This is a genomic window from Desulforamulus aquiferis, from assembly GCF_030577015.1.
GTDB lineage: Bacteria > Bacillota > Desulfotomaculia > Desulfotomaculales > Desulfotomaculaceae > Desulfotomaculum > Desulfotomaculum aquiferis.
Genome location: NZ_JARPTC010000001.1, coordinates 124177 through 144201 on the forward strand (window position 1 = coordinate 124177; position 20025 = coordinate 144201).

Sequence of the window (20025 nt, forward strand, 5' to 3'; positions counted from 1 at the left end):
TAGGAGGAATCTTATGTCTAAGTTTGACAAGGCTTTAACAGCCATAGAAGAAACTGTGAATGGTGCTCTCCTCCTCTCAGCAACACTATTGCTTTTTATTAATGTTATTTTAAGGTACGTCTTTACAAGTTCTACTACCTGGGCCGAAGAGGCCATTAGATATGCAATTGTATGGGTCACCTTCTTTGGCGCCAGCCTTTGTGCCAGGAATAAGATGCACGTAGGAATTGACATTTTTATTCAAATGGCCCCTCCATTAATAAAAAAGTGTTTGCTGGCCTTTGCCCAGCTTACTGCAGCCTTTTTTACCGCCTTCATAACTTATTTCGGCTGGGTGTCAACGGAGCTTGTCATTGAGACAGCTCAGAAGAGTCCGGCAATGTTGATGCCCATGTGGATAGTTTACATTTCTATGCCCCTGGGCAGTGCACTTATGACCATTCGATTTGTGGCAGCGGCAGTGGCTATCTTGAGGGATAAAACAACTGGGGCAGAGGTTAAAAATGAGGATGCGGTTGATATATCCAGACTATAGAAGGGGGCTGATAAAATGATTACATTTTTATTTATATTGCTGTTTGCCTTGCTTTTCCTAGGTTCCCCTGTATTTATTGCCCTTAGCTTAGCCTCCTTGCTAACCTTTATTGTTTATACAGATATGCCTCTACAGGTAATAACCCAACGAATGATAGGTGGCATTGATAAGTTTGCTTTAATGTCCATCCCTTTCTTTATTCTAGGGGCCAATGTCATGAAAATGGGTGGCATAGCTAAAAGGATCCTTGATTGGGCCCACACCCTAGTGGGGGGGTTAAGGGGAGGCTTGGCCTTGACCACCGAAGTGGCCTGTATGTTCTTTGGTGCGGTCTCAGGCTCATCCCCTGCCACAGTAGTGGCCATCGGTGGCCTAATGTATCCGGCCCTAAAGGCAAAAATGTATGACAGAGGGTTTTCTGTAGGGTTGATAACTGCCAGTGGTTCTGTTGCCCTGCTCATACCACCAAGTATTAGTGCAATCATTTATGGGGCGGTAACGGGTGTCTCGGTTGGCGCCCTCTTTATGGCTGGTCTGGGGGCAGGTATTCTTTATGGGGTAGTTTATTTAATATACTGCTACTGGTATGCCCGGAAATCAGGTGTTCCTGTTGATGAAAGGGCCTCCTTTCAAGATAAGATCAAAGCCACCAAGGAAGCCAGCTGGGCCTTGGGGATTCCCATTATTATCCTGGGTGGAATTTATCTTGGTATTTTTACGCCCACCGAGGCTTCCGGCATTGCGGCAGTCTATGCCATTTTTGTCAGCATGTTCATTTATAAGGAAATGGATTTGAAAAAGCTCTACAAAACATGCATAGTCTCTGCAGAATCAACTGCCCAGGTTATGATTCTATTGGCAGCCGCCTCGGTCTTTAGCTGGATATTGACAGTGGGCCAAGTACCACAGAATTTAGCCCAGTACATAGCCGACAGTAATTTTGGGCCAATTGCCTTTCTAATGATGCTGAACCTTATCTTAATCATTGCAGGAATGTTTATTGATGGCTCCTCAGCCATTATCATTATTGCCCCACTGGTTTATCCATTGGCCATGCAACTGGGAATAGATCCGGTTCACCTGGGAGTTATTATGGTTGCCAATGCTTCCATCGGGATGTTTACCCCACCCTTTGGACTCAACCTATTTGTTGCCCAGTCGGCCACCGGTGAAAATATGATGAATATTATGAAGGGAATAATGCCCTTCGTTATTATCAGTTTGGCGGCTCTGCTGCTGATTACTTATTTGCCGGACATTTCACTATTTATACCACGCATGGTTTATGGACTATAACTTAAAGACATCAAAGGAGATGGAATAATGGACAACAGGAAGATACCCTTCGGACCTACCTATGAAGAAATGCTGCACCCGGAGAAGATAGATCCCCAAATCCGTGAGCGGGCCTCAAAGGCCATTCAGGAAAATGAAATGGACCCCATTAATCTATTTAATATTACCTGGAAGGACGAGAGCAATCAGGTAAGAAAAATAGTGTTGCCCAAGGAACTAACCAATGTGGATGCCAACATCGTAGTGCTGCTGGGAACCTATTTCCCCTCGGGATCACACAAGGTTGGACCAGCCTATTCCACCCTTATTGAGGGATGCGTCGACGGAGAGATTGTTCCCGGTGATCATACTATACTTGGGCCATCTACCGGCAACTTTGGAATTGGTGTAGCCTACATCTGCAATTTAATGGGATATAAATCCGTTGTGATCATGCCGGACAACATGAGCAAGGAACGCTATGAGCGGATTAGAAAGTATGGGGCCGAATTGGATTTAACCCCTGGAACCGAGTCAGATGTTATCCTAACCCTGCAGAGAACCTACGAGCTGAAAAAGGACCCTCGAAATAAACCCCTAGCCCAGTTTGAACTGATGCCTAATTATCGCTTCCACCGTTATGTTACAGGTAATAGCGCCATTGAGGCTGTCAAGGGCATTGGCAACGGACGAATTGCCTGCTTCACCTCGGCGCCCGGTTCGGCCGGAACCCTGGCAGCGGGGGACCAGATTAAGGCTGTTTTTCCAGAGGCAAAGATAGCGGCCCTAGAACCTTACGAATGTTCAACCTTGGCCAACGGAGGCCTGGGCCAGCACAGAATCGAAGGCATCGGGGACAAAATGTGCACCTTGATTCATAACGTACTAACCACCGATTTTGTTACCTTGATTAAAGATGATGACTGTGTTCGGGGCCTTAAATTACTTCAAGATGGTACCGATGTTCTGGTGAGTGCCGGAATATCCCCTGAAGTGGCGGAAAGTCTAAAGAATTTGTTTGGTGTTTCTGGAATTTGCAACATCCTTGGGGCTATTAAAATGGCCAGACATCTACGCCTGGGTCCCGATGACAATGTGGTAACCATTGCTACCGACGGTTTTGATCGCTACCCTTCAGTGCTGGAGGACTTGGGAAAACGTAATCTGGAGCTGGAAAATTATGTTTTGGCAAGATGGCTTAAGGATATATTCCAAGCTGAGGACGAAAAATATATTTATGATTTCAGAAGAGGGGATAGGAAAGAACAACTCTTCAAGCAAAAGGAAAAGGATTGGCTGCCCTTTGGCTATAAGAAGGAATACCTGGACGAAATGAGAAGTATGGATTTTTGGGATGCTGAGTATGACCTGTGCAAAAAGTATGACGAGAAGATTAGTCAAAGCCGATAAGTCACCTATCTTTGAGGAAGAACAGTTATGTAACCTAGCTAAAAAATGTCCTCGCTCTAAGAAGCAAGGACATTTTTTAGCGTATCTGAATTATTTATATGTTTGTGCTTTTTTGCCTTAATCCGTTTGACACCATTCCAGAATGGTATGGGCTAAGATTTTTGTGCTTTGAATTAAATCCTCTATGTTAACCCATTCGTTATTGGCATGCATCTGCTCGGTCAAGCCTGGTCCAAAAATCACCGTAGGGGTATCGCCATAGCAGTTCATGAAGCGAATATCTGCTGCCCCTTCACGACCGCTTACAACTGGTTCCTTGCCCATGACCTTAATAAAGCTCTGATTGAGGGTTTGTACAATGGGGCTGTCCACTGGAATCTCTGATGGCTCAGCAAAATATCCGGTAAAGATGACTTCTGGAGGATGTTCCTTCAACCAGGGGTCCCTGGATACCTTCTCGCAAATAAACTGGACAAACTCCTCTTTTACTGCAGCCGAATCCTCTCCCGGAACGGTAGCCATGGAGCCCTTCAGTAGGCAGCTGTCCGGGAAGGCGCTGTGGTAGGAGCCGCTCTCAAATACCCCCACCATACAGGGAATAGCACCGAGAATGTCTGGATACAAGGGATGGCTAATGCGATTGACCCGCACTCCCTCAAATTCGGATACTGCCTGGGTAACCAGGTAGCCCTTCTCAATGGCGTTAACTCCCTCCCAGCGGCGCTGGATGCCTGCGGCCTTGCCCTGTACCTTGATCTCAAACCAAATGCGACCAATGGAGCCTGGCTGTACCCTCATGCTGGAGGTTTCACAGCAAATCCCCCCATCAGCTTTGTAACCCTTCATCACACAGGCCAGGGTGCCATTGCCGGAAAGCTCTTCATCCATGGTATATTCTAAAATGACGTCTCCCCGCAACTTGATACCTGAGTCCAAAATGGCCTTTACAGCCATGGTCATGGCAGCGAGTCCCGATTTCATATCCGAAGCGCCACGTCCATAGAGGCGTCCATCGGCAATGTCACCGGACCAGCTGCCGTGCTGCCAGCTTTCCGGCGCACCGGCGGGAATTACGTCAACGTGCCCGTTAAAGAGTAAAGACTTTCCTCCCCCTGTACCCTTTAATGTTCCAACCACGTTGGGACGTCCCTCATAGCCCTGGGAGACCTCAACAAAGGCGGGATGCTGCCTTAATTCCTCAAGGGATGGCTCAAAAACATCAACTTCCAGACCCATTTCCTGCAACTTCCCGGCAATAAATTCCTGTATGGGTCCTTCTTCTCCGGTAACACTGGGAATTTTAATCAGTTCTTGAAGAAAGGTAACGATGGTTGAATGGTTTTGTTCTATCCACTGGTCTATGAGTTGACCTTTATCCATAGGTTGGTGGCCCCTTTCAATTAAATATTTTTAGATGGTTTCATTAAAAAGAATCCATAGTCGTTATTTTGTTGATAGTATCTATATTCGAATTTTCGCTAAAGGCAGGTGTTACCCCTTTGTACCATTGGTACAGTTTGAACTGTGAGTCTTTTAGAAGCTGCAATTTACAACTATTTATAATGACAAGGAGTTAGTTTACCATTTATTATAAAAGTAGGGATATTTTAATTGAATTAGACTGGAGGAGTATATGGCTAACCTTGAGAATTTACTTAATAAGAAAATTGCAGCCTGTATCACCAGAAAAGAAGATTTTCCGGAGGCCCTCAGCCATCCCAACATAAAAGTTATATTTGCTTTGAAGGGCAGTATAAATTATCTGCCGAGCCTTATAAAAAAGTCTGCTGAAGCGGGCAAATTTCTCATTGTTCATTTGGATTTGTTTGAGGGCATCGGTAAAGACCAGGAGGGAATTCACTTCTTGGCCAGGTTGGGCCTAACCGGCATAGTAACAACAAAATCAAACCTGATTAAGTTCGGCAGGGCAGAAGGGATGATTACAGTACAGCGGATTTTTGTGGTTGACTCGGAGTCCCTAAAAACTGCTATCAAGGTTGCTAAGCAAATCCGTCCCCATGCCATAGAGGTTCTACCATCCACAATCCCGGCCTATGTAATTCAAGAATTACAGCAGTCCCTAAATATTCCCATCTTGGCCGGCGGGTTTGTTAGAACGGAGGCAGATGTTCATGAAGCCCTGTCAAAGGGCGTCACAGCCATAAGCACCAGCCTTCGCAAATTGTGGAATTTAAAGCTTGGCTAGTTAATGAGTTAATTTACATACCGCTGGCAACTCGGTATTTTAAATGAACAAACTTATCTAATTTAAAAACCTGAGAGAAGTGAACCTGTTGGAAATATTTTTTCATATTTTATATAACAATGTAGTTCCTCTTTTTATAATGATTTTGATCGGGATGGCAGTACAAAAGAAATATCACCTTGATGTAAAAATACTTACAAGGCTGCTATTCACTATCTATATGCCGGTTTTCGTTTTTGTCCAAATGTATCAAATTGATATTTCGGTCGAAATATTAAAGGAAACACTAATTTTCCTAGTTCTTTTACATATATTACTTTACCTATTGACTAAGCTGTATATAAAAGTAAAGGGAATAGAAAAGGAAAAGGCAGCGGCTATTATCAACAGTGTTCTGTATTATAACTGTGGCAATTACGGTATACCTCTGATCATGCTAGTTTTTCCTGGCAATAGCTTGGCCTTCTCCATACAAATTATAGTCATTGTCTTTCAAACTATCTTACCTTTTACCCATGGGATAATAACAATCAATGCCGGGAAGAAGCCCTTGAAGGAAATATGCTTGGATTTAGCTAAACTACCCTTCCTTTATGCCATACCCCTGGGGTATTTATTTCAGTACCTCAATATAAAGATACCCAACCCCATCCTGATCCCGTTAAATTATGTCTATGATGGGTTTATTGCCATTGCACTATTAACCTTAGGTTTCCAACTGGCCAATATAAGTTGGCGTTTTTCTTTTAATAAGGTCCTTATAACTAATATTTTAAGATTAATAATTTCGCCTATAATAGCATTGTTTATTGTAACCTTATTTGGAATCACAGGGGTCACTGCTCAGGTATTAATCATTTCAAGTGCGGTACCAACTGCATTGAATGTAGTTTTATTGGCCATTGAGTATGATAATGAACCAGAATTTGCTTCCCAGGTGGTATTATCAACAACAATATTGAGTGTCATAACCATGACTTTAGTGATCGTTTTAGTCAGATTGATTTAATTGCAGGCTGTAATATCGACTATTTATAGAATTGTCGAAGGTTTTCGAAGATAAAGGGAGAATATCTAAATATAGATAAAAAGCAGTTATAATGTCGTACAGAGGGCTCAGAGTTTAGTAATGATTTAGGAGGTTTTCAGTGAAAATAGCGCTAATAGCACATGACAAAAAGAAAAAAGATATGATCGAGTTAGCTAAAAAATATCAAAATCTTTTAAACCGTCATGAATTAATTGCAACCGGCACCACGGGAACCCTTCTTACAAAGGAGACCGGACTCCCAATTGCCTGCTATTTATCAGGCCCATTAGGTGGCGACCAACAAATCGGTGGTGAAATTGCCCAGGGCCAGGTCGGCCTGGTAATTTTCCTTAGGGACCCCATGACCCCTCAGCCCCACGAACCAGATATCAGCGCCTTAATTCGCATATGTGACGTCCACAATATACCCGTTGCTACCAATCTAGGAACAGCATCACTGTTATTGAGTGGCCTGAATGATAAGCTAACAAAGTGCTAACAATCATTAAAACCCCCTGGAGAATATTCAAATCCCAGGGGGTTTTGTTAAGGGTTGTCACGGGGACGGTTCCGGTGACACTGGTGAACAAGGTCTGGTGGTTAATATTGTCATCAGAACCGTCCCCGTGACATGGAACCGTCCCCGTGACATGGAGGTTTATTCGACTTTAGTTAGTTCAACGGACCAGGAGGATAGTTTTGTATTGCCTTTGAGGGCAAATCCCTTAGATATATAAAAATCATCCCTAATTTTTATTAGGCACTCCGAACCGGAATAATCATGATTTTTTGCGGCATAGGTAGAAAGTATAGTATCTTCAATTAACATGAACTTGCCAACAAGTTCGCCTAATGCCGGGTTAAAGGATTGCCAGTTGGTGAAGTCTTTATTAAAAGGTATTATTTCGTAGCGGTTCTCGAACTGGATGGGGTTATCCAACAATAATTTCATATATCCATCAAGTATCCAGAAATCTTCCCGGTGGGTAATAAAAGTTTTGCCTTCAACCTTTGTGAAATTGTTACTTTCATCAAAATATTTACCTGTGGCAACCCAGGTTCCTTCAGAAAACAGATATGTATGTTTCATGTGTTTCAACTCCTTAAAGATTTACCTTCAGTATTTTTTTAACGCTTCGTGATATTGCTTAACTTTTGAATGCCTAAGAGATCCTCCACTCGGTCATTCATATAAAGATATGAATCATTAACACCTTGATTGTAAAATTCAGGGGCTAGTTTCTCAATAAAAAAATCTAAGATTAGACCGGAAGCCAGCTCTCCCAATTCTTCATCTCTTTCCTTTGAAAAATAGCTTTGGATTTCAGAAATCATATATTGTCTATTTTCTTTACTTAGCTTAATTAACTTCTGCAAGCTTAGTCCCCTCCTTTAAAAGCAGATATTTTCATAAAATTATATTACATAAAATAGTATTGGTGATCCAAATATTACTAATAATATAATGCAAAAAATATAGCTTAGGTGTACAATCAGTTATAGGAATATTGTAAATAGATAATAGTTTGTATTTCAATATAGGGGGAAGTGTTTTATGATCAGGCAGTGTAGTAGGGAGGATTTTGAGACAATATATGCCATAATCAACGATGCCGCGGAGGCGTACAAGGGTGTAATACCCGGAGACCGTTTTAAAGAGCCCTACATGTCCAGCCAGGAGCTTCAACATGAAATAGATGAGGGAGTTATTTTCTGGGGGTATGAAGTAGTCGGTCAATTGATAGGTGTAATGGGGATTCAGAATGTCAAGGATGTAACACTTATTAGGCATGCTTACGTCCGTACTATAAACAGGGGGCAGGGTATAGGAGGTCAAATGCTAGCCTTTCTCACTCAGCAAACAACTCGTCCCATTCTGATTGGGACTTGGGCCGATGCCACGTGGGCCATCAGCTTTTACCAGAAACATGGTTTCCAGCTAGTTTCTTCCGAAGAGAAGAAGCGGTTTCTTAATAAATACTGGTCGGTTCCTGAACGTCAGGTGGAAACTTCAGTAGTACTGTCAAACAAAAAATTGGTAGTAACAAATGAGAGTCCGTAGGCACCAAAGGTCTACGGACTCTCACTTTCACCATAGCAAAGTAGATTTACAGTTTAAAGAACCAGATTTATTTTTGTTCCTCTGCATACTTTAGGATTCTATTAAATATTTCTCTTCTTTTTTCATTGATTGCCTCGAAGTTCATAGCCGGGATGTAGTACAATTCCATAAGATCATGCTCTGCCTTGGCGGCTGAAATATAGCGCATAGCCCTGCCGATGGCAGATGTGAGTCGCTCTTTGGCTCCCTTAATTTCTTCATGATAGAGGGCAAGCACATCTAAATCCAGGTATTTGTTTAGATCCTTTAATTTGACTTTCTTTAACCCGGGTATGTTTTGAATGGAAAATTCAATACCTGGTATTTGCTTCAAGATTGCAATCTTTATATCCGGGATCACCACTAAATCTACGGCTGTTGGCTCAAAGGAGCAGTGATATACCTCTGTGGCCAGACCGTGCATATGCATGGCCTTAGCCAGGGTACCTACCACTTCAGAGCCAATGGCACTGGCATCCCCGGAGATATAATATAGCTTTTTAGTGCCATCCAGCAGGGTTTCCAGGTGGTGTGCCTGGCCCTTTGGTGTAAAGGCAGTGGCGAAGAGGTGCCGCTCTTTAGGTTCCTTTTCAAATTGTAGTTGTTCGTCCTCCATAACATCCTCCAAAATATCCTCCGCAATGTCGTGGACGACACCATATACACCTGCCATGTTCATGGCTTCTGAATAATAACTGTCTAGCTCGTCCTTAATGACTTTTGCTTCGGCCAGCTGGCTATAGGCGATTTTAAAAAGTCGACCAACCCTGGCATTTGCTTTTAAGACACCTTCTTTATTTTCCCTCATTTTTTCCTCATCCCAGAAGTCACCTAAATGAATTATCTCATCTACCACTCCGGGATTTTTGGGATCTACTACGTGGGGGGCAGTGCCGTCCAGGAGGGCCACACCTATGGAAGGTATACATACGCCATCAAGGGAGCCATTGTCCGAGGAGCAGCAATGGTACTCTACGTCATAGCCTAACTCCAGCATTTGTTCACCTATATACCTCATAAATGTTGATTTGCCTACGCCAGGTCCCCCCTTAATAACAAAGATCCTTGTGGAGTTTGGTTCAATGATATGATTGTAATAAGAAAAGAAGCCTTTAGAGGTATTTCCTCCGGGAAATACTTTTTTCAATTTTCCTTTTGCCATATAAATTTACCCCCTTGTAAATTTTTGGAAATGGGGTGCATCAAAAAAGCACCACTAATCAACAGCCTGGTGACTGCTGTGGCGCTTATAATCAGAGTCACCCCATTGTAACCCTTACGCATATTAAATACATAATGAATAACCGGCCTAAGTATGTCTGGCAAAAGGAGGAAACAAAAGAAACGCTTATTTTTTGTACCATTTGATAGCAACCCCTTTATTGACAAAAGTCAAATGCAACAATAGAATAAATTAAAAATAAGATTATAAGCGAAGAAGCTTAAGAACAAGCAAGGAAGCTTTCCCACCTGCAAGCAGGTGGGAGGGCTTCTTTTTGTTAATTAAGGGGGGGAATATCCCCTTAGTGATATATCGCTAAAATGTCATGTATATTCTGAAAATATATTGTCGACTATTTGCCACAAAAAATCAACGGATATGGCTTGTCGTTAATACGATTGGAGGTGATAGAAGTAAGCCTAAGTGCAAAACAAAAAAATGGAGTAATGTGGATAATGGAAAAAAACAAGCAATCTCTAACCGAAGGGGTTTATCAAAAAATTAAAGATCTAATTATTTACAACGGGTTATTGCCTGGAGAAATAATTACCGTTGGTGAGATGGCAGAACGCTTTAACGTCAGCAAGACTCCCATCAGGGATAGTTTGAATACTTTAAAACATGAGGGACTTGTTGAGGTTTTGCCCTATAAAGGATTTCTTGTAAGAAGGGTGGATGTTAAAGAGCTTCTAGATTTGTTTCAGTTAAGAATCATTTTAGAGGGTTCGGGGGCAGAATTGGCTGCAAAGAACATTTTACCCCAGCAGCTTGAACAACTAAAGGACTTGGCAAGCAGATGTAAGGAAAGTCATGAAAACAGTCATAGCCTGATGAGGCTAAATTATGACTTTCATATGGCCATTGCTAAAGGGTCAGGCAATCAGTACATATATAGCTTTTTATCAAATGTCCTTAATCAACTGCAAAGGGTACTCTATGCTGATTTAACCGCAGGTAACCGCAGCGATATGCACGTTGAGCATGAAGATATAATTGGATTTATTCAAACGGGTGACGGAGAGAATGCTAGGAAGGCTTTGGTAAGCCAAATTGAAGCCACCAGAAATCGCATTATGAAGGTGGTTTAAATTGGAGGTCTACAAGTGAGCGTATTGTTGGAGGCTAAAGAATTAACGAAGCAATATAAAGGTCTGAGGGCAGTGGCTGACTACTCGGTAAGGATCAAACAAGGTGAGATAAGGGGGCTTATTGGGCCAAACGGTGCGGGTAAAACCACAACCTTTAATCTTTTAACCTCCTTAGTAAAGAGTACGTCAGGAACCATATATTTTGAAGGTAAAGATATCACCGGCATAAGGCCGGATCAAATAGCGGAAATGGGAATATGCAGGACCTTTCAAAATATAAGGCTGTTTAAGAATTTAACTGTTCTAGAAAATGTACTCATAGCAACTCAAATAAACAAAAATTATAATTTCCTTTCGGTATTACTCAGCCTGCCATCATTTTTGAAAGAGGAGAAGCGGCTGATAAATTATTCCCTGGAGATTCTTGAAACCATGGGACTTTTATATGCCAAGGATATCAAGGCTAGAAATCTTCCCTACGGGCAGCAAAGGAAGTTGGAGATAGCCAGGGCTCTGGCAGTTAAGCCAAAGCTTCTCCTGCTGGATGAGCCGGCGGCAGGTATGAACCCTAAAGAGTCCTTGGAACTAATGGAGCTTATAAGGTTATTAAGGGGAAAATTTAAGCTCACTATCCTATTAATTGAGCACGATATGAAATTTGTGATGAATTTATGTGAGCAAATTCAGGTATTAAGTTATGGAATGCTAATTGCCGAAGGGACTGCCGAAGAAATTCGCAACAACCCGGAAGTTATTTCAGCGTATCTGGGGAGGGCTGCGGAAGGTGCTTAGGGCAGAAAATATTAATGTCTACTACGATCAAATTCACGCCATTAAAGATGTCTCCTTTGATATTAAAGAAGGGGAGTTGGTTGCCCTCATTGGTGCCAATGGGGCTGGTAAAACTACAGTGCTGCGGGCTATTTCCGGCCTTCAAAGGCCGAGAAGGGGCAAGATCATTTATAAAGATAATGATATTTCAGATATGGAGGCCCATAGGCTGGTGAAGCTCGGGATATCCCATAGTCCCGAGGGTAGGCAGATATTTAGCCGCCTCACGGTACTGGAAAATTTACTTATTGGAGCTTTTATCAAGAATAAGCAAAGCAACATTAAGGGTGATATTGATTATATTTACTCCCTATTTCCAGTCCTGAAAGATAGGGAGAAGCTTCCCGCAGGAGCCCTTTCGGGAGGGGAACAGCAGATGCTGTCCATCGGAAGGTCCTTAATGAGTTCACCTAAGCTTTTGCTATTGGACGAGCCCTCCCTTGGACTTGCTCCGCTGTTGGTTGAAAAAATCTTTGAGGTTATTCAGACGCTGAAAAAAAATAATATCACTATTTTGCTGGTGGAACAAAATGCCTATCAAGCCTTGGAGATAGCAGACAGGGCCTATGTTTTAGAGTCTGGGGTTGTGAAATTACATGGTGCTGCCAGGGACTTATTAAACAATTCTGAAGTGAAAAAAGCGTACCTAGGAGGGTAGTCCATGTCGATAGATTATTTACTTCAACAGCTAACTAACGCTTTAAGCTTAGGAAGTATTTATGCCTTAACGGCAATAGGCTATACCATTGTTTATGGTATTTTACGATTGATCAACTTTGCCCACGGCGATGTGTTAATGCTTGGAGCCTATTCCGCCGGTTTTGTGTTCAGCCAGTTATATTTGCCCTTTTCGGTGGCCATTGTGGTATCAATGGTTTTGGCTGCATTAATCGGGCTTACCATTGAGCGGGCAGCCTATCGTCCCTTGCGTAGGGCCTCTGAAGAAACCACGTTAATAACTTCCTTGGCGGTATCAATATTATTGCAAAACTTAGCCATGATGATTTTTTCCCCCCAGGCTAAAAAATTTGAAATACCCAACTACCTGCAAACCATTCATAACCTGGGTAATGTTTCCTTTACAAATATGAAGGTCCTAATCATTGTCCTTTCGGTAATTTTGATGCTGGCATTAACCCTTTACACCAAGCGAACTAAGATGGGCATTGCAATGCGGGCCTCTTCTGAAAATATTGATGCTGCCACCCTGATGGGAATTGATGTTAACTTGGTGGTCAGGACTGCCTTTATAATTGGTTCGGCTTTGGCTGCTGTGGCAGGGCTAATGCTAAGCGGCCAGTACGGCAGTGTTTCCCCGCTGATGGGCTTTGTGCCGGGACTTAAGGCCTTTGTGGCTGCAGTAATTGGAGGAATTGGCAACATACCTGGAGCAGCCCTTGGGGGTTATCTTCTAGGCATTGGGGAGGTTTTATTTGTGGGGCTTTTGCCCTCCCAGTATTCAGAGTTTAGAGATGCCTTTGTATTTATAGCTCTAATAGTGGTACTGCTGATTAAACCTACAGGTATCCTAGGAGTTGAAGAAGATAGGAGGGTTTAGGATGGACGGGGGATTAATTAAGGAACCTGCTTTTAATAAGCAACTGCCTTTTAAAGTAATAATCGGACTTTGCCTATTATTTGCTGCCCTTATGGCGGCCAACTTTCTGCTCAATGGCTATTACTTAAGGATAGTTAATCTGGTTGGCATTAATATAATCCTGGTGGTAAGTCTAAACCTAACAATAGGTTTTACCGGTATTTTTTCCCTGGGCCATTCAGCCTTTATGGCCATCGGGGGCTATACAGTGGCCCTTCTTACCATGCCCATAGAGCGTAAGGCTGTCTATTTACCGGATCTGCCGGGGTTTTTGGCCCACATTTATGTACCATTTTTGCCGGCCCTAATTATAGGGGGACTTATTGCAGTAATTTGTGCATACATCATCGGTTACCCGGTGTTAAAGCTTAGGGGTCATTATCTTTCGGTGGCAACCTTAGGTTTTATGGTTATTGTTACTGTATTTGTCATGAACCTTAGGGATATAACCAGGGGTAATAGCGGTTTAACAGGACTGAAGGATTACACAAATATCTGGTGGACTTACGCCATTGCTGTTATCACCCTTTACGTTATTTGGCGCATCATAAATTCTTCCTACGGCAGATCTATGCTGGCCATTCGGGAGGATGACTTAGCCGCCGAGGCCGTAGGGGTCAACCTGGTAAAAATAAAACTGATGTCTTTTGCCATAGGCGCCTTTTTTGCAGCCGTTGGTGGAGCACTTTACGGACACTTGCTAACCATGGTCAGCCCCAATGACTTTTCCTACAGCATGATGTTTGGCTTAGTGGTAATGCTTGTCATCGGCGGCATAGGATCAATACCCGGTTCTGTTGTCGGTGCGGTAATTGTGACCCTTTTGCCGGAACTCTTTCTCAATAAGTTAGAGCGGGGAATCGATCTTTTTGGCCTTCATTTACCTCAAATGTTTGGTGTTAGCCAAGTGTTAATGTCCATTGCTTTAATTGTAATTATTATCTTTAAGCCAAAGGGACTTCTTGGCAAATAACATCTTGAATGTGAAATCGAAGGGAGGGAAATAAACCGGTTAATTTCAATTATTAAAAATAAAAAATAATTAATTTAGGGAGGAAAATATGAAAAAGTTTAAGTTTTTGTTATCAATTCTTATGATTTTAGGCCTGATGATGGCCGGTTGCTCCAGCCAGGATAACGGTGGAGAGAAAAAAGCAGGGGATGGCGACTCTAATACTATCAAGATAGGTGCCATATACAATTTAACAGGTGGACAGGCCTCGCTGGATCAGCCTTCACTTAATGCCTTCCAGTTAGCTGCTGAAGAAATCAATGCTGCAGGTGGCATAAATGGCATGCAGATTGAAGTCATTTCGGTGGATGGCAAGAGCGAGCCGGCTACCACAACCAGTGCGGTTCAGGAGTTGGTAGATGTAAAGAAGGTTAAGGTGTTGGCTGGACTTAGCGACAGTACCTTTGTACTGGCCTCCGGACCCATTGCTCAAAAGGCAGGGATTCCCTTCATTACCTCAGGTGCCACTGCCCCTGAAATACCTGATCAAGTAGGGGATTATATGTTCCTATCTCCCTTTGGAGATAACATCCAGGCCTTTGCCGCTGCAGATTTTGCCCTGAATGATTTACAGGCAGATACAGTATGGGTATTAACTGACACAAGCACAGATTACACTTTAGGACTTGCAAAATTCTTTAAGGAACGTTACACCGCAAAGGGTGGAAAAATCCTATTAGAAGATAAATACAACGGTGCTTCAGACATGGACTTTTCAGCTCAAATCACAAAATTAAAGAATCTGCCGGAGAAGCCCAAAGTACTATTTGTCTCTGCTCAGCCAGATAAGTGCGGTCTTGTTGTAAAACAACTACGTGACTTGGGCGTTGACACCCCTGTTGTTGGCGGTGACGGCTATGATACCCCGGATTTGGTATCATTAGGCGGAGTTCCACAGACCAATGATACTTACTTTACCACCCACGTATCCCTGGGTAATACTGATGCAGGGGTTACCACCTTTGTTGAGGCTTATAAAAAGAAATTCAACAAAGAACCGGAGAATGCCTTTGCCGCCTTGGCCTACGACACCATGTATCTAATTGCCGATGCTGTGAAGCGGGCAGGCAGTGATGATTCTACTGCAATCAGAGATGCCCTGCAAAAAACCGAAGGATTTAAAGGTGTAACCGGGACCATCTCCTATCAGGACGGTCAAAGGGTTCCCTTAAAGAGTGTTACCATCATGAAGGTAAATAATGGTGAGTTTGAATTCGTTAAGGAAGTTCTTCCTAACTAAGTAGTAGGAGGGTAACCATGGGTTATGTCGGTACCAAGTTGACTGGGAATCAATACAGTAAGGAAAAGATTGACAAGGTAATCATAGGCATTGGTTCCTTTGAAAATCACGGCAGCCATATGCCCTTTGGAACAGATGCATTAATATCAAATATACTGGCTGAGAAGGTTGCCGAACGGGTTGAGGGACTGCTGGTGCTTCCCCCGGTAAATTATGGCTTTAGCTCACACTATAACAACTTTCCCTTTGTTGTGAGCCTAAGTGCAGAAACCATAACCACTGTAATTAAAGAAATTCTACTAGAAGTTATTCGCAATGGAATCAGCAAAATAATAATCCTTAATGGTCATGACGGTAATATAGCTCCCATTGAAATTGCGGCCAGAACTGTGAAGGTCATGCACCCGGAGGTTGTAATTGCCAGCTTAAATGACTGGTGGGTAGCTGCAGGAAAGCTGGTGCCCCCTGATACCTTCAAGGTGTGGAATGGCCTGGGTCACGCCGGGGAGGGGGAGACCTCAATGGGACTGGCCTTATTCCCTGATTTGATTGAAATGGAATATGCCAGGGGGGTAGTTCCCACCTTGCCGGAGCACGTTGAAGTTAAATGGTGCTTCAATGAGCTAACCAACACAGGTGCCACAGGGGACCCCAGTGTTGCCACTGCAGATAAGGGTAAATTAATGGAGCAGGCTGTGATAGATGTTTTAGTAAGCTTTATTAAAGAAATGGATCAGGCTGATTGGAAACTTAGTAAAAACTTTTAGCATGAGCAACCATAGAAGGGGATAATCTCCTTCTATGGTTGCACAGCATAGGAACCTCTTGGGGAAGGGAAGTAAATAATGGCAATGGAACTAGAAAAAAGTGTCGCTAAGCTCAGCAACCAAATCATTGGCTGGCGTCGTAAAATTCATCGGCAGCCTGAACTGGGTTTAGAGTGTTATAATACTGCAGCTATGGTATCTGAACAGTTGCAAAAATTTGGGTATGACGTGAAGACCGGTATTGCTAAAACAGGTGTATTGGGTACATTACATGGCACTGGTCCTGGGCCGGTGGTAGCCCTCAGGGTAGATATGGATGCCTTGCCCATAGAGGAACAAACAGAATTACCCTTTGCCTCGGAAATAGAAGGTGTAATGCATGCATGTGGGCATGATGGTCATACGGCCATAGGCTTGGGTGTAGCAGCGGCCCTTGCTCAAATTAAAGATTTCAATGGAACGGTAAAGCTAATTTTCCAACCTGGGGAGGAATCCCCCGGTGGAGCCAAGGCCATGGTGGAAGAGGGCGTTTTGGAAAGCCCCCGGGTAGATGCATTGTTTGGTTGTCACATCTTCCCCAGTTTGCCCGAGGGGATTATTGGGCTACGCTATGGCACAATGACGGCGGGTAATGATGAATTTATTATTGTACTGCAAGGGGTGGGGGGCCATGCAGGTTATCCCAGCAGGTGCTCTGATCCGATAGTTGCAGCGGGACATTTAATACTGGCGGTCCAAACCATAGTCTCTCGAAGCAATGACCCGGCAAACCCGCTGGTTGTAAGTATTACGGAGATAAATGGGGGAAACAGGTTCAATATTATCCCGGACACGGTTACTTTAAAGGGAACCATTCGCAGTACAGAGGAGCATTCCAGGGAAATTGCACTGCAAAGGCTAAAGGAGCTAGTGGAAGGCATTAAGCATAGTTTTGACATTCAATACTCATTACAGATCATTGCCAAGGACTCACCATTAATTTGTGATCAAGAACTAACAAAATTTACTGAAGAAATTCTTGGCAATTTAATAGGTAGGGATAGAGTAAAGCTTATCGGTAATTCATCCATGGGTTCAGAGGATCTTGTTAATTTTTCCAAGGTTGTACCTACAACGTATCTTAGAATCGGTTCCTATGAGGCGAATAACTATGTTCATAATCTCCATACGCCAAATTTTGATTTTAATGAGCAAATATTAATAGATGCTACATATATACTGAGTCATCTTATTTTACAGTATTTAAAACATCCTGATGTATAACCAGAGGAGTTGTAAATGATGAAATCAATTGAAACCACCTTACGGGAAATGGAAAATAAAGATATTGCTTTTACAAGGCTTCTTTATATAGATAACGATGGGGTAATCCGGGGACAAGCTGCGGTGGGTGACCAAATAGAAGGAGTATTTAAAACCGGACATTCCTATGCCTTGGCCATGCCTTTTTTTGGTGTTCTGGATACCATTGGACCGGAGACAAACTTTGGCTGCGCCGGTGAAGTAAGTGCGGTACCTGACTTGAATACTTTTCGAATCTTGCCCTATGTACCTAATACCGCCAGTGTCATCTGTGATTTTTTAAGTAAAGATACCCATCAGGATACGGGCCTCTGCCCTAGGACAATGTTGAAAAAGCTACTTAGTAAAATAGATTATCAAGTAAATGTAGCCTTTGAAAATGAATTTTACTTACTTAAGCGGGATGAGCAAGGACGGCTTGTTCCCTTTGATAATAGCCTGTGTTTTACAACTTCAGGCATGAATCAAGGACACCAGGTTATTTCCGACATCATTAAAGCCCTGCAAGCACAACAACTAACTGTAGAAAAATACCTGGCAGAATACGGACCGGGTCAACATGAAATTGCTGTAAAATACAGTGATGCCCTAAGGGCCTGCGACAATCAAGTGATTTTTAGGGAGACTGTCAGGGGCGTTTCACAGAATTATGGCCTGGTTGGTTCCTTCATGCCTAAGATTTTCTCAGATAAGGCCGGCAGTGGGGCACATATACATTTCAGCTTCTGGAGTGAAGGGAAAAATGTTTTCTATGATCCAAAGGATGAAAATCAATTAAGTTTAACAGCCCGGTATTTTATTGGGGGTATTATAAAACATTTGCCTGCCCTATGTGCATTTACAGCCCCCACCGTAACCTCCTATAAGAGACTTGTGCCCCACAACTGGGCTTCGGCCTATGGCTGCTACGGTTTTGCCAACAGGGAAGCGGCTTTGCGAGTAATACCTGGATCAAGGGGAAAAGAGGAAAAATCCTTCAATATAGAATTTAAGCCGGTAGATGGAACCTGCAATCCCTATTTAGCCTTAACAGCTATACTTGCCGCCGGTATGGATGGTATTGAGAAGGAGATAGATCCTGGTAAGGCCATTGATTTTGACCCGGCCAACCTCAGTGACCAAGAACGGCAAGATTTAGGCATTTTCCGTTTTCCTACTAATCTAGGAGAGGCTGTAATTGCATTGCAAGAGGATCAGTTCTTCCGGGAGGTGCTTGGGGATGTTATGTACGATGAATATATAAAGCTGAAAAGGTTTACCTGGATGGAATATAATAAGCAAATAACACCCTGGGAGCTGGAAAAATATGCAGAGTCTTTTTGATTTTTCTCAAATACCTGTAATTGATAACCACTGCCATTTGTTTAACCTAACCTATCAGGAACGGGACTTGGCTAAAATACTAAGCCTCTCCTTGCAGGACATGCCCCAGGAACAATTGGAAAACAGCTTAATTTATCGTAAAATGATTGCAGAGCTAAAGGACTTCCTGGGTGTATCTGGATGCCAACAAAGGGTTTTAGATAAAAGAAAAGAAGCCATGCTCTCTGATTATTCAGGTTATGTGGAGAGATTATTTAAGGATGGGGCTATTAATACCCTGCTGATTGATCTTGGTTATAAGCCTGCACATGTTAGTTTAGACCAATTTGAGGACCTGGTTCCAGGGCAAGTAAAGTATATCTACCGCATTGAGAGTGTGCTGGATGATATTTGGAAGAACAAATATGATTTTAACTCCGGGGAAGAAAAATTTTACCAGGCACTTGATGAAGCCATTAATGGACTAAACATTGTGGCCATGAAGAGTATTATAGGTTACAGGACCGGACTGGCCATCAAAGATAGAACAAGGGCTGAGATAAAGGAAAACTGGCTGGAGGATGAAAAACAGTTTAGGGAATATTTTTTGCTCAGGGCAATAGAAAAGTGTGCTGAGAACAAACTCCCCATCCAGATCCATGCTTCCTTTGGAGAGTCTAATCTAAACCTGCTGCATAATAATCCGCTATTGCTTAAGGAATTATTTGAAGATCAAAGGTATAATAGGGTTAATGTCATTTTAGTCCATGGAGGTTATCCCTATAGTTTTGAAGCAGGCTATCTGGCGGCCATGTATCCCAATGTGTATTTAGATATATCTGAGATGGTTCCCTTTGTGCCATTAGGTCTGCGGAAAGGGTTAAGGGATATGTTGGATATGGCTCCCCTGACCAAGATTATGTTTGGCTCCGATGGATTTGTTGCACCTGAAATACATTGGCTGGCTGCCAAGGTGGCAAAATATGAATTGGCCTTGTTGTTTACGGAATTGGTAAATGACAAATTGTTTGATTTAGAATATGGCTATCAAACCGCAGAGAATATATTCTTTAAAAATGCTAAAAGGGTTTATTCTTTGTAGAATAC

21 protein-coding genes are annotated in these 20025 nt (G+C 42.7%); 17 read left to right on the forward strand and 4 right to left on the reverse strand.

All coding sequences use genetic code 11. The features are described from left to right. The first annotated feature begins 13 nt into the window (after positions 1-13). From P6N53_RS00660 to P6N53_RS00670, 3 genes are read left to right on the forward strand one after another with little or no spacing between them, the layout of a single operon-like run. Positions 14-535, forward strand: coding sequence for a TRAP transporter small permease (locus P6N53_RS00660; RefSeq protein ID WP_304540338.1), 522 nt, complete (start codon positions 14-16; stop codon positions 533-535). 15 nt (positions 536-550) lie between these two features. Beyond that, positions 551-1831, forward strand: coding sequence for a TRAP transporter large permease (locus tag P6N53_RS00665; protein ID WP_304540340.1), 1281 nt, complete (start codon positions 551-553; stop codon positions 1829-1831). 27 nt (positions 1832-1858) lie between these two features. Then, positions 1859-3220 carry a PLP-dependent cysteine synthase family protein gene (locus tag P6N53_RS00670; RefSeq protein WP_304540342.1) on the forward strand — a complete coding sequence of 454 codons (1362 nt, stop codon included), beginning with the start codon at positions 1859-1861 and terminating at the stop codon, positions 3218-3220. Positions 3221-3337: 117 nt separating this feature from the next. On the opposite strand, the gene P6N53_RS00675 is transcribed toward P6N53_RS00670, so the two are convergent. Continuing rightward, the gene (locus tag P6N53_RS00675; RefSeq protein WP_304540344.1) at positions 3338-4600 is read right to left on the reverse strand and encodes an ArgE/DapE family deacylase; all 1263 of its coding nucleotides are present in this window, start codon (positions 4598-4600) and stop codon (positions 3338-3340) included. A 253-nt stretch (positions 4601-4853) separates the two neighbouring features. Between P6N53_RS00675 and P6N53_RS00680 the strand changes: the two genes are divergently transcribed. The 3 genes from P6N53_RS00680 to P6N53_RS00690 all read left to right on the forward strand — a co-directional run bounded on the left by P6N53_RS00680 (position 4854) and on the right by P6N53_RS00690 (position 6955). Then, entirely contained in the window at positions 4854-5426 is a 573-nt protein-coding gene (locus P6N53_RS00680) for a glycerol-3-phosphate responsive antiterminator (protein ID WP_304540347.1), read from the forward strand. An 88-nt stretch (positions 5427-5514) separates the two neighbouring features. Beyond that, positions 5515-6435 carry an AEC family transporter gene (locus tag P6N53_RS00685; protein WP_304540349.1) on the forward strand — a complete coding sequence of 307 codons (921 nt, stop codon included), beginning with the start codon at positions 5515-5517 and terminating at the stop codon, positions 6433-6435. Positions 6436-6574: 139 nt separating this feature from the next. Next, positions 6575-6955, forward strand: coding sequence for a methylglyoxal synthase (locus P6N53_RS00690; RefSeq protein WP_304540351.1), 381 nt, complete (start codon positions 6575-6577; stop codon positions 6953-6955). Between the two features lie 159 nt (positions 6956-7114). On the opposite strand, the gene P6N53_RS00695 is transcribed toward P6N53_RS00690, so the two are convergent. Continuing rightward, positions 7115-7546: a hypothetical protein gene (locus tag P6N53_RS00695; protein ID WP_304540353.1), complete on the reverse strand. Its 432-nt coding sequence runs from the start codon at positions 7544-7546 to the stop codon at positions 7115-7117. A 38-nt stretch (positions 7547-7584) separates the two neighbouring features. Further along, a complete protein-coding gene (locus tag P6N53_RS00700; RefSeq protein ID WP_304540354.1) occupies positions 7585-7833 on the reverse strand; it encodes a DUF2164 domain-containing protein in 249 nt (82 codons plus the stop codon). A 178-nt stretch (positions 7834-8011) separates the two neighbouring features. Between P6N53_RS00700 and P6N53_RS00705 the strand changes: the two genes are divergently transcribed. Then, positions 8012-8518, forward strand: a complete 507-nt coding sequence (locus tag P6N53_RS00705) for a GNAT family N-acetyltransferase (RefSeq protein ID WP_304540356.1) — start codon at positions 8012-8014, stop codon at positions 8516-8518. 67 nt (positions 8519-8585) lie between these two features. On the opposite strand, the gene P6N53_RS00710 is transcribed toward P6N53_RS00705, so the two are convergent. Beyond that, positions 8586-9719 (reverse strand): PRK06851 family protein, encoded by a 1134-nt coding sequence (locus P6N53_RS00710; protein ID WP_304540358.1) that lies wholly within the window; start codon positions 9717-9719, stop codon positions 8586-8588. Positions 9720-10234: 515 nt separating this feature from the next. Between P6N53_RS00710 and P6N53_RS00715 the strand changes: the two genes are divergently transcribed. From P6N53_RS00715 to P6N53_RS00760, 10 genes are all read left to right on the forward strand, one after another. Then, positions 10235-10867 (forward strand): GntR family transcriptional regulator, encoded by a 633-nt coding sequence (locus tag P6N53_RS00715; protein ID WP_304540359.1) that lies wholly within the window; start codon positions 10235-10237, stop codon positions 10865-10867. 24 nt (positions 10868-10891) lie between these two features. Next, on the forward strand, positions 10892-11659 hold the full coding sequence (locus P6N53_RS00720) for an ABC transporter ATP-binding protein (RefSeq protein ID WP_304540471.1): 768 nt from the start codon (positions 10892-10894) through the stop codon (positions 11657-11659). After that, positions 11652-12356: an ABC transporter ATP-binding protein gene (locus tag P6N53_RS00725; protein WP_304540361.1), complete on the forward strand. Its 705-nt coding sequence runs from the start codon at positions 11652-11654 to the stop codon at positions 12354-12356. The genes P6N53_RS00720 and P6N53_RS00725 overlap by 8 nt, the downstream gene beginning before the upstream one ends. A gap of 3 nt (positions 12357-12359) precedes the next feature. Next, entirely contained in the window at positions 12360-13256 is an 897-nt protein-coding gene (locus P6N53_RS00730; RefSeq protein WP_304540363.1) for a branched-chain amino acid ABC transporter permease, read from the forward strand. Position 13257: 1 nt separating this feature from the next. Continuing rightward, on the forward strand, positions 13258-14268 hold the full coding sequence (locus P6N53_RS00735) for a branched-chain amino acid ABC transporter permease (protein WP_304540365.1): 1011 nt from the start codon (positions 13258-13260) through the stop codon (positions 14266-14268). Between the two features lie 88 nt (positions 14269-14356). Next, positions 14357-15547 (forward strand): ABC transporter substrate-binding protein, encoded by a 1191-nt coding sequence (locus P6N53_RS00740; protein WP_304540366.1) that lies wholly within the window; start codon positions 14357-14359, stop codon positions 15545-15547. Positions 15548-15564: 17 nt separating this feature from the next. Beyond that, positions 15565-16314, forward strand: coding sequence for a creatininase family protein (locus tag P6N53_RS00745; RefSeq protein WP_304540367.1), 750 nt, complete (start codon positions 15565-15567; stop codon positions 16312-16314). A gap of 78 nt (positions 16315-16392) precedes the next feature. After that, entirely contained in the window at positions 16393-17577 is a 1185-nt protein-coding gene (locus tag P6N53_RS00750) for a M20 metallopeptidase family protein (RefSeq protein WP_304540368.1), read from the forward strand. 15 nt (positions 17578-17592) lie between these two features. Further along, positions 17593-18939, forward strand: a complete 1347-nt coding sequence (locus P6N53_RS00755) for a glutamine synthetase family protein (RefSeq protein WP_304540369.1) — start codon at positions 17593-17595, stop codon at positions 18937-18939. Next, on the forward strand, positions 18923-20020 hold the full coding sequence (locus tag P6N53_RS00760) for an amidohydrolase family protein (RefSeq protein WP_304540370.1): 1098 nt from the start codon (positions 18923-18925) through the stop codon (positions 20018-20020). Before P6N53_RS00755 ends, P6N53_RS00760 begins: the two co-directional genes overlap by 17 nt. Positions 20021-20025 lie beyond the last annotated feature (5 nt).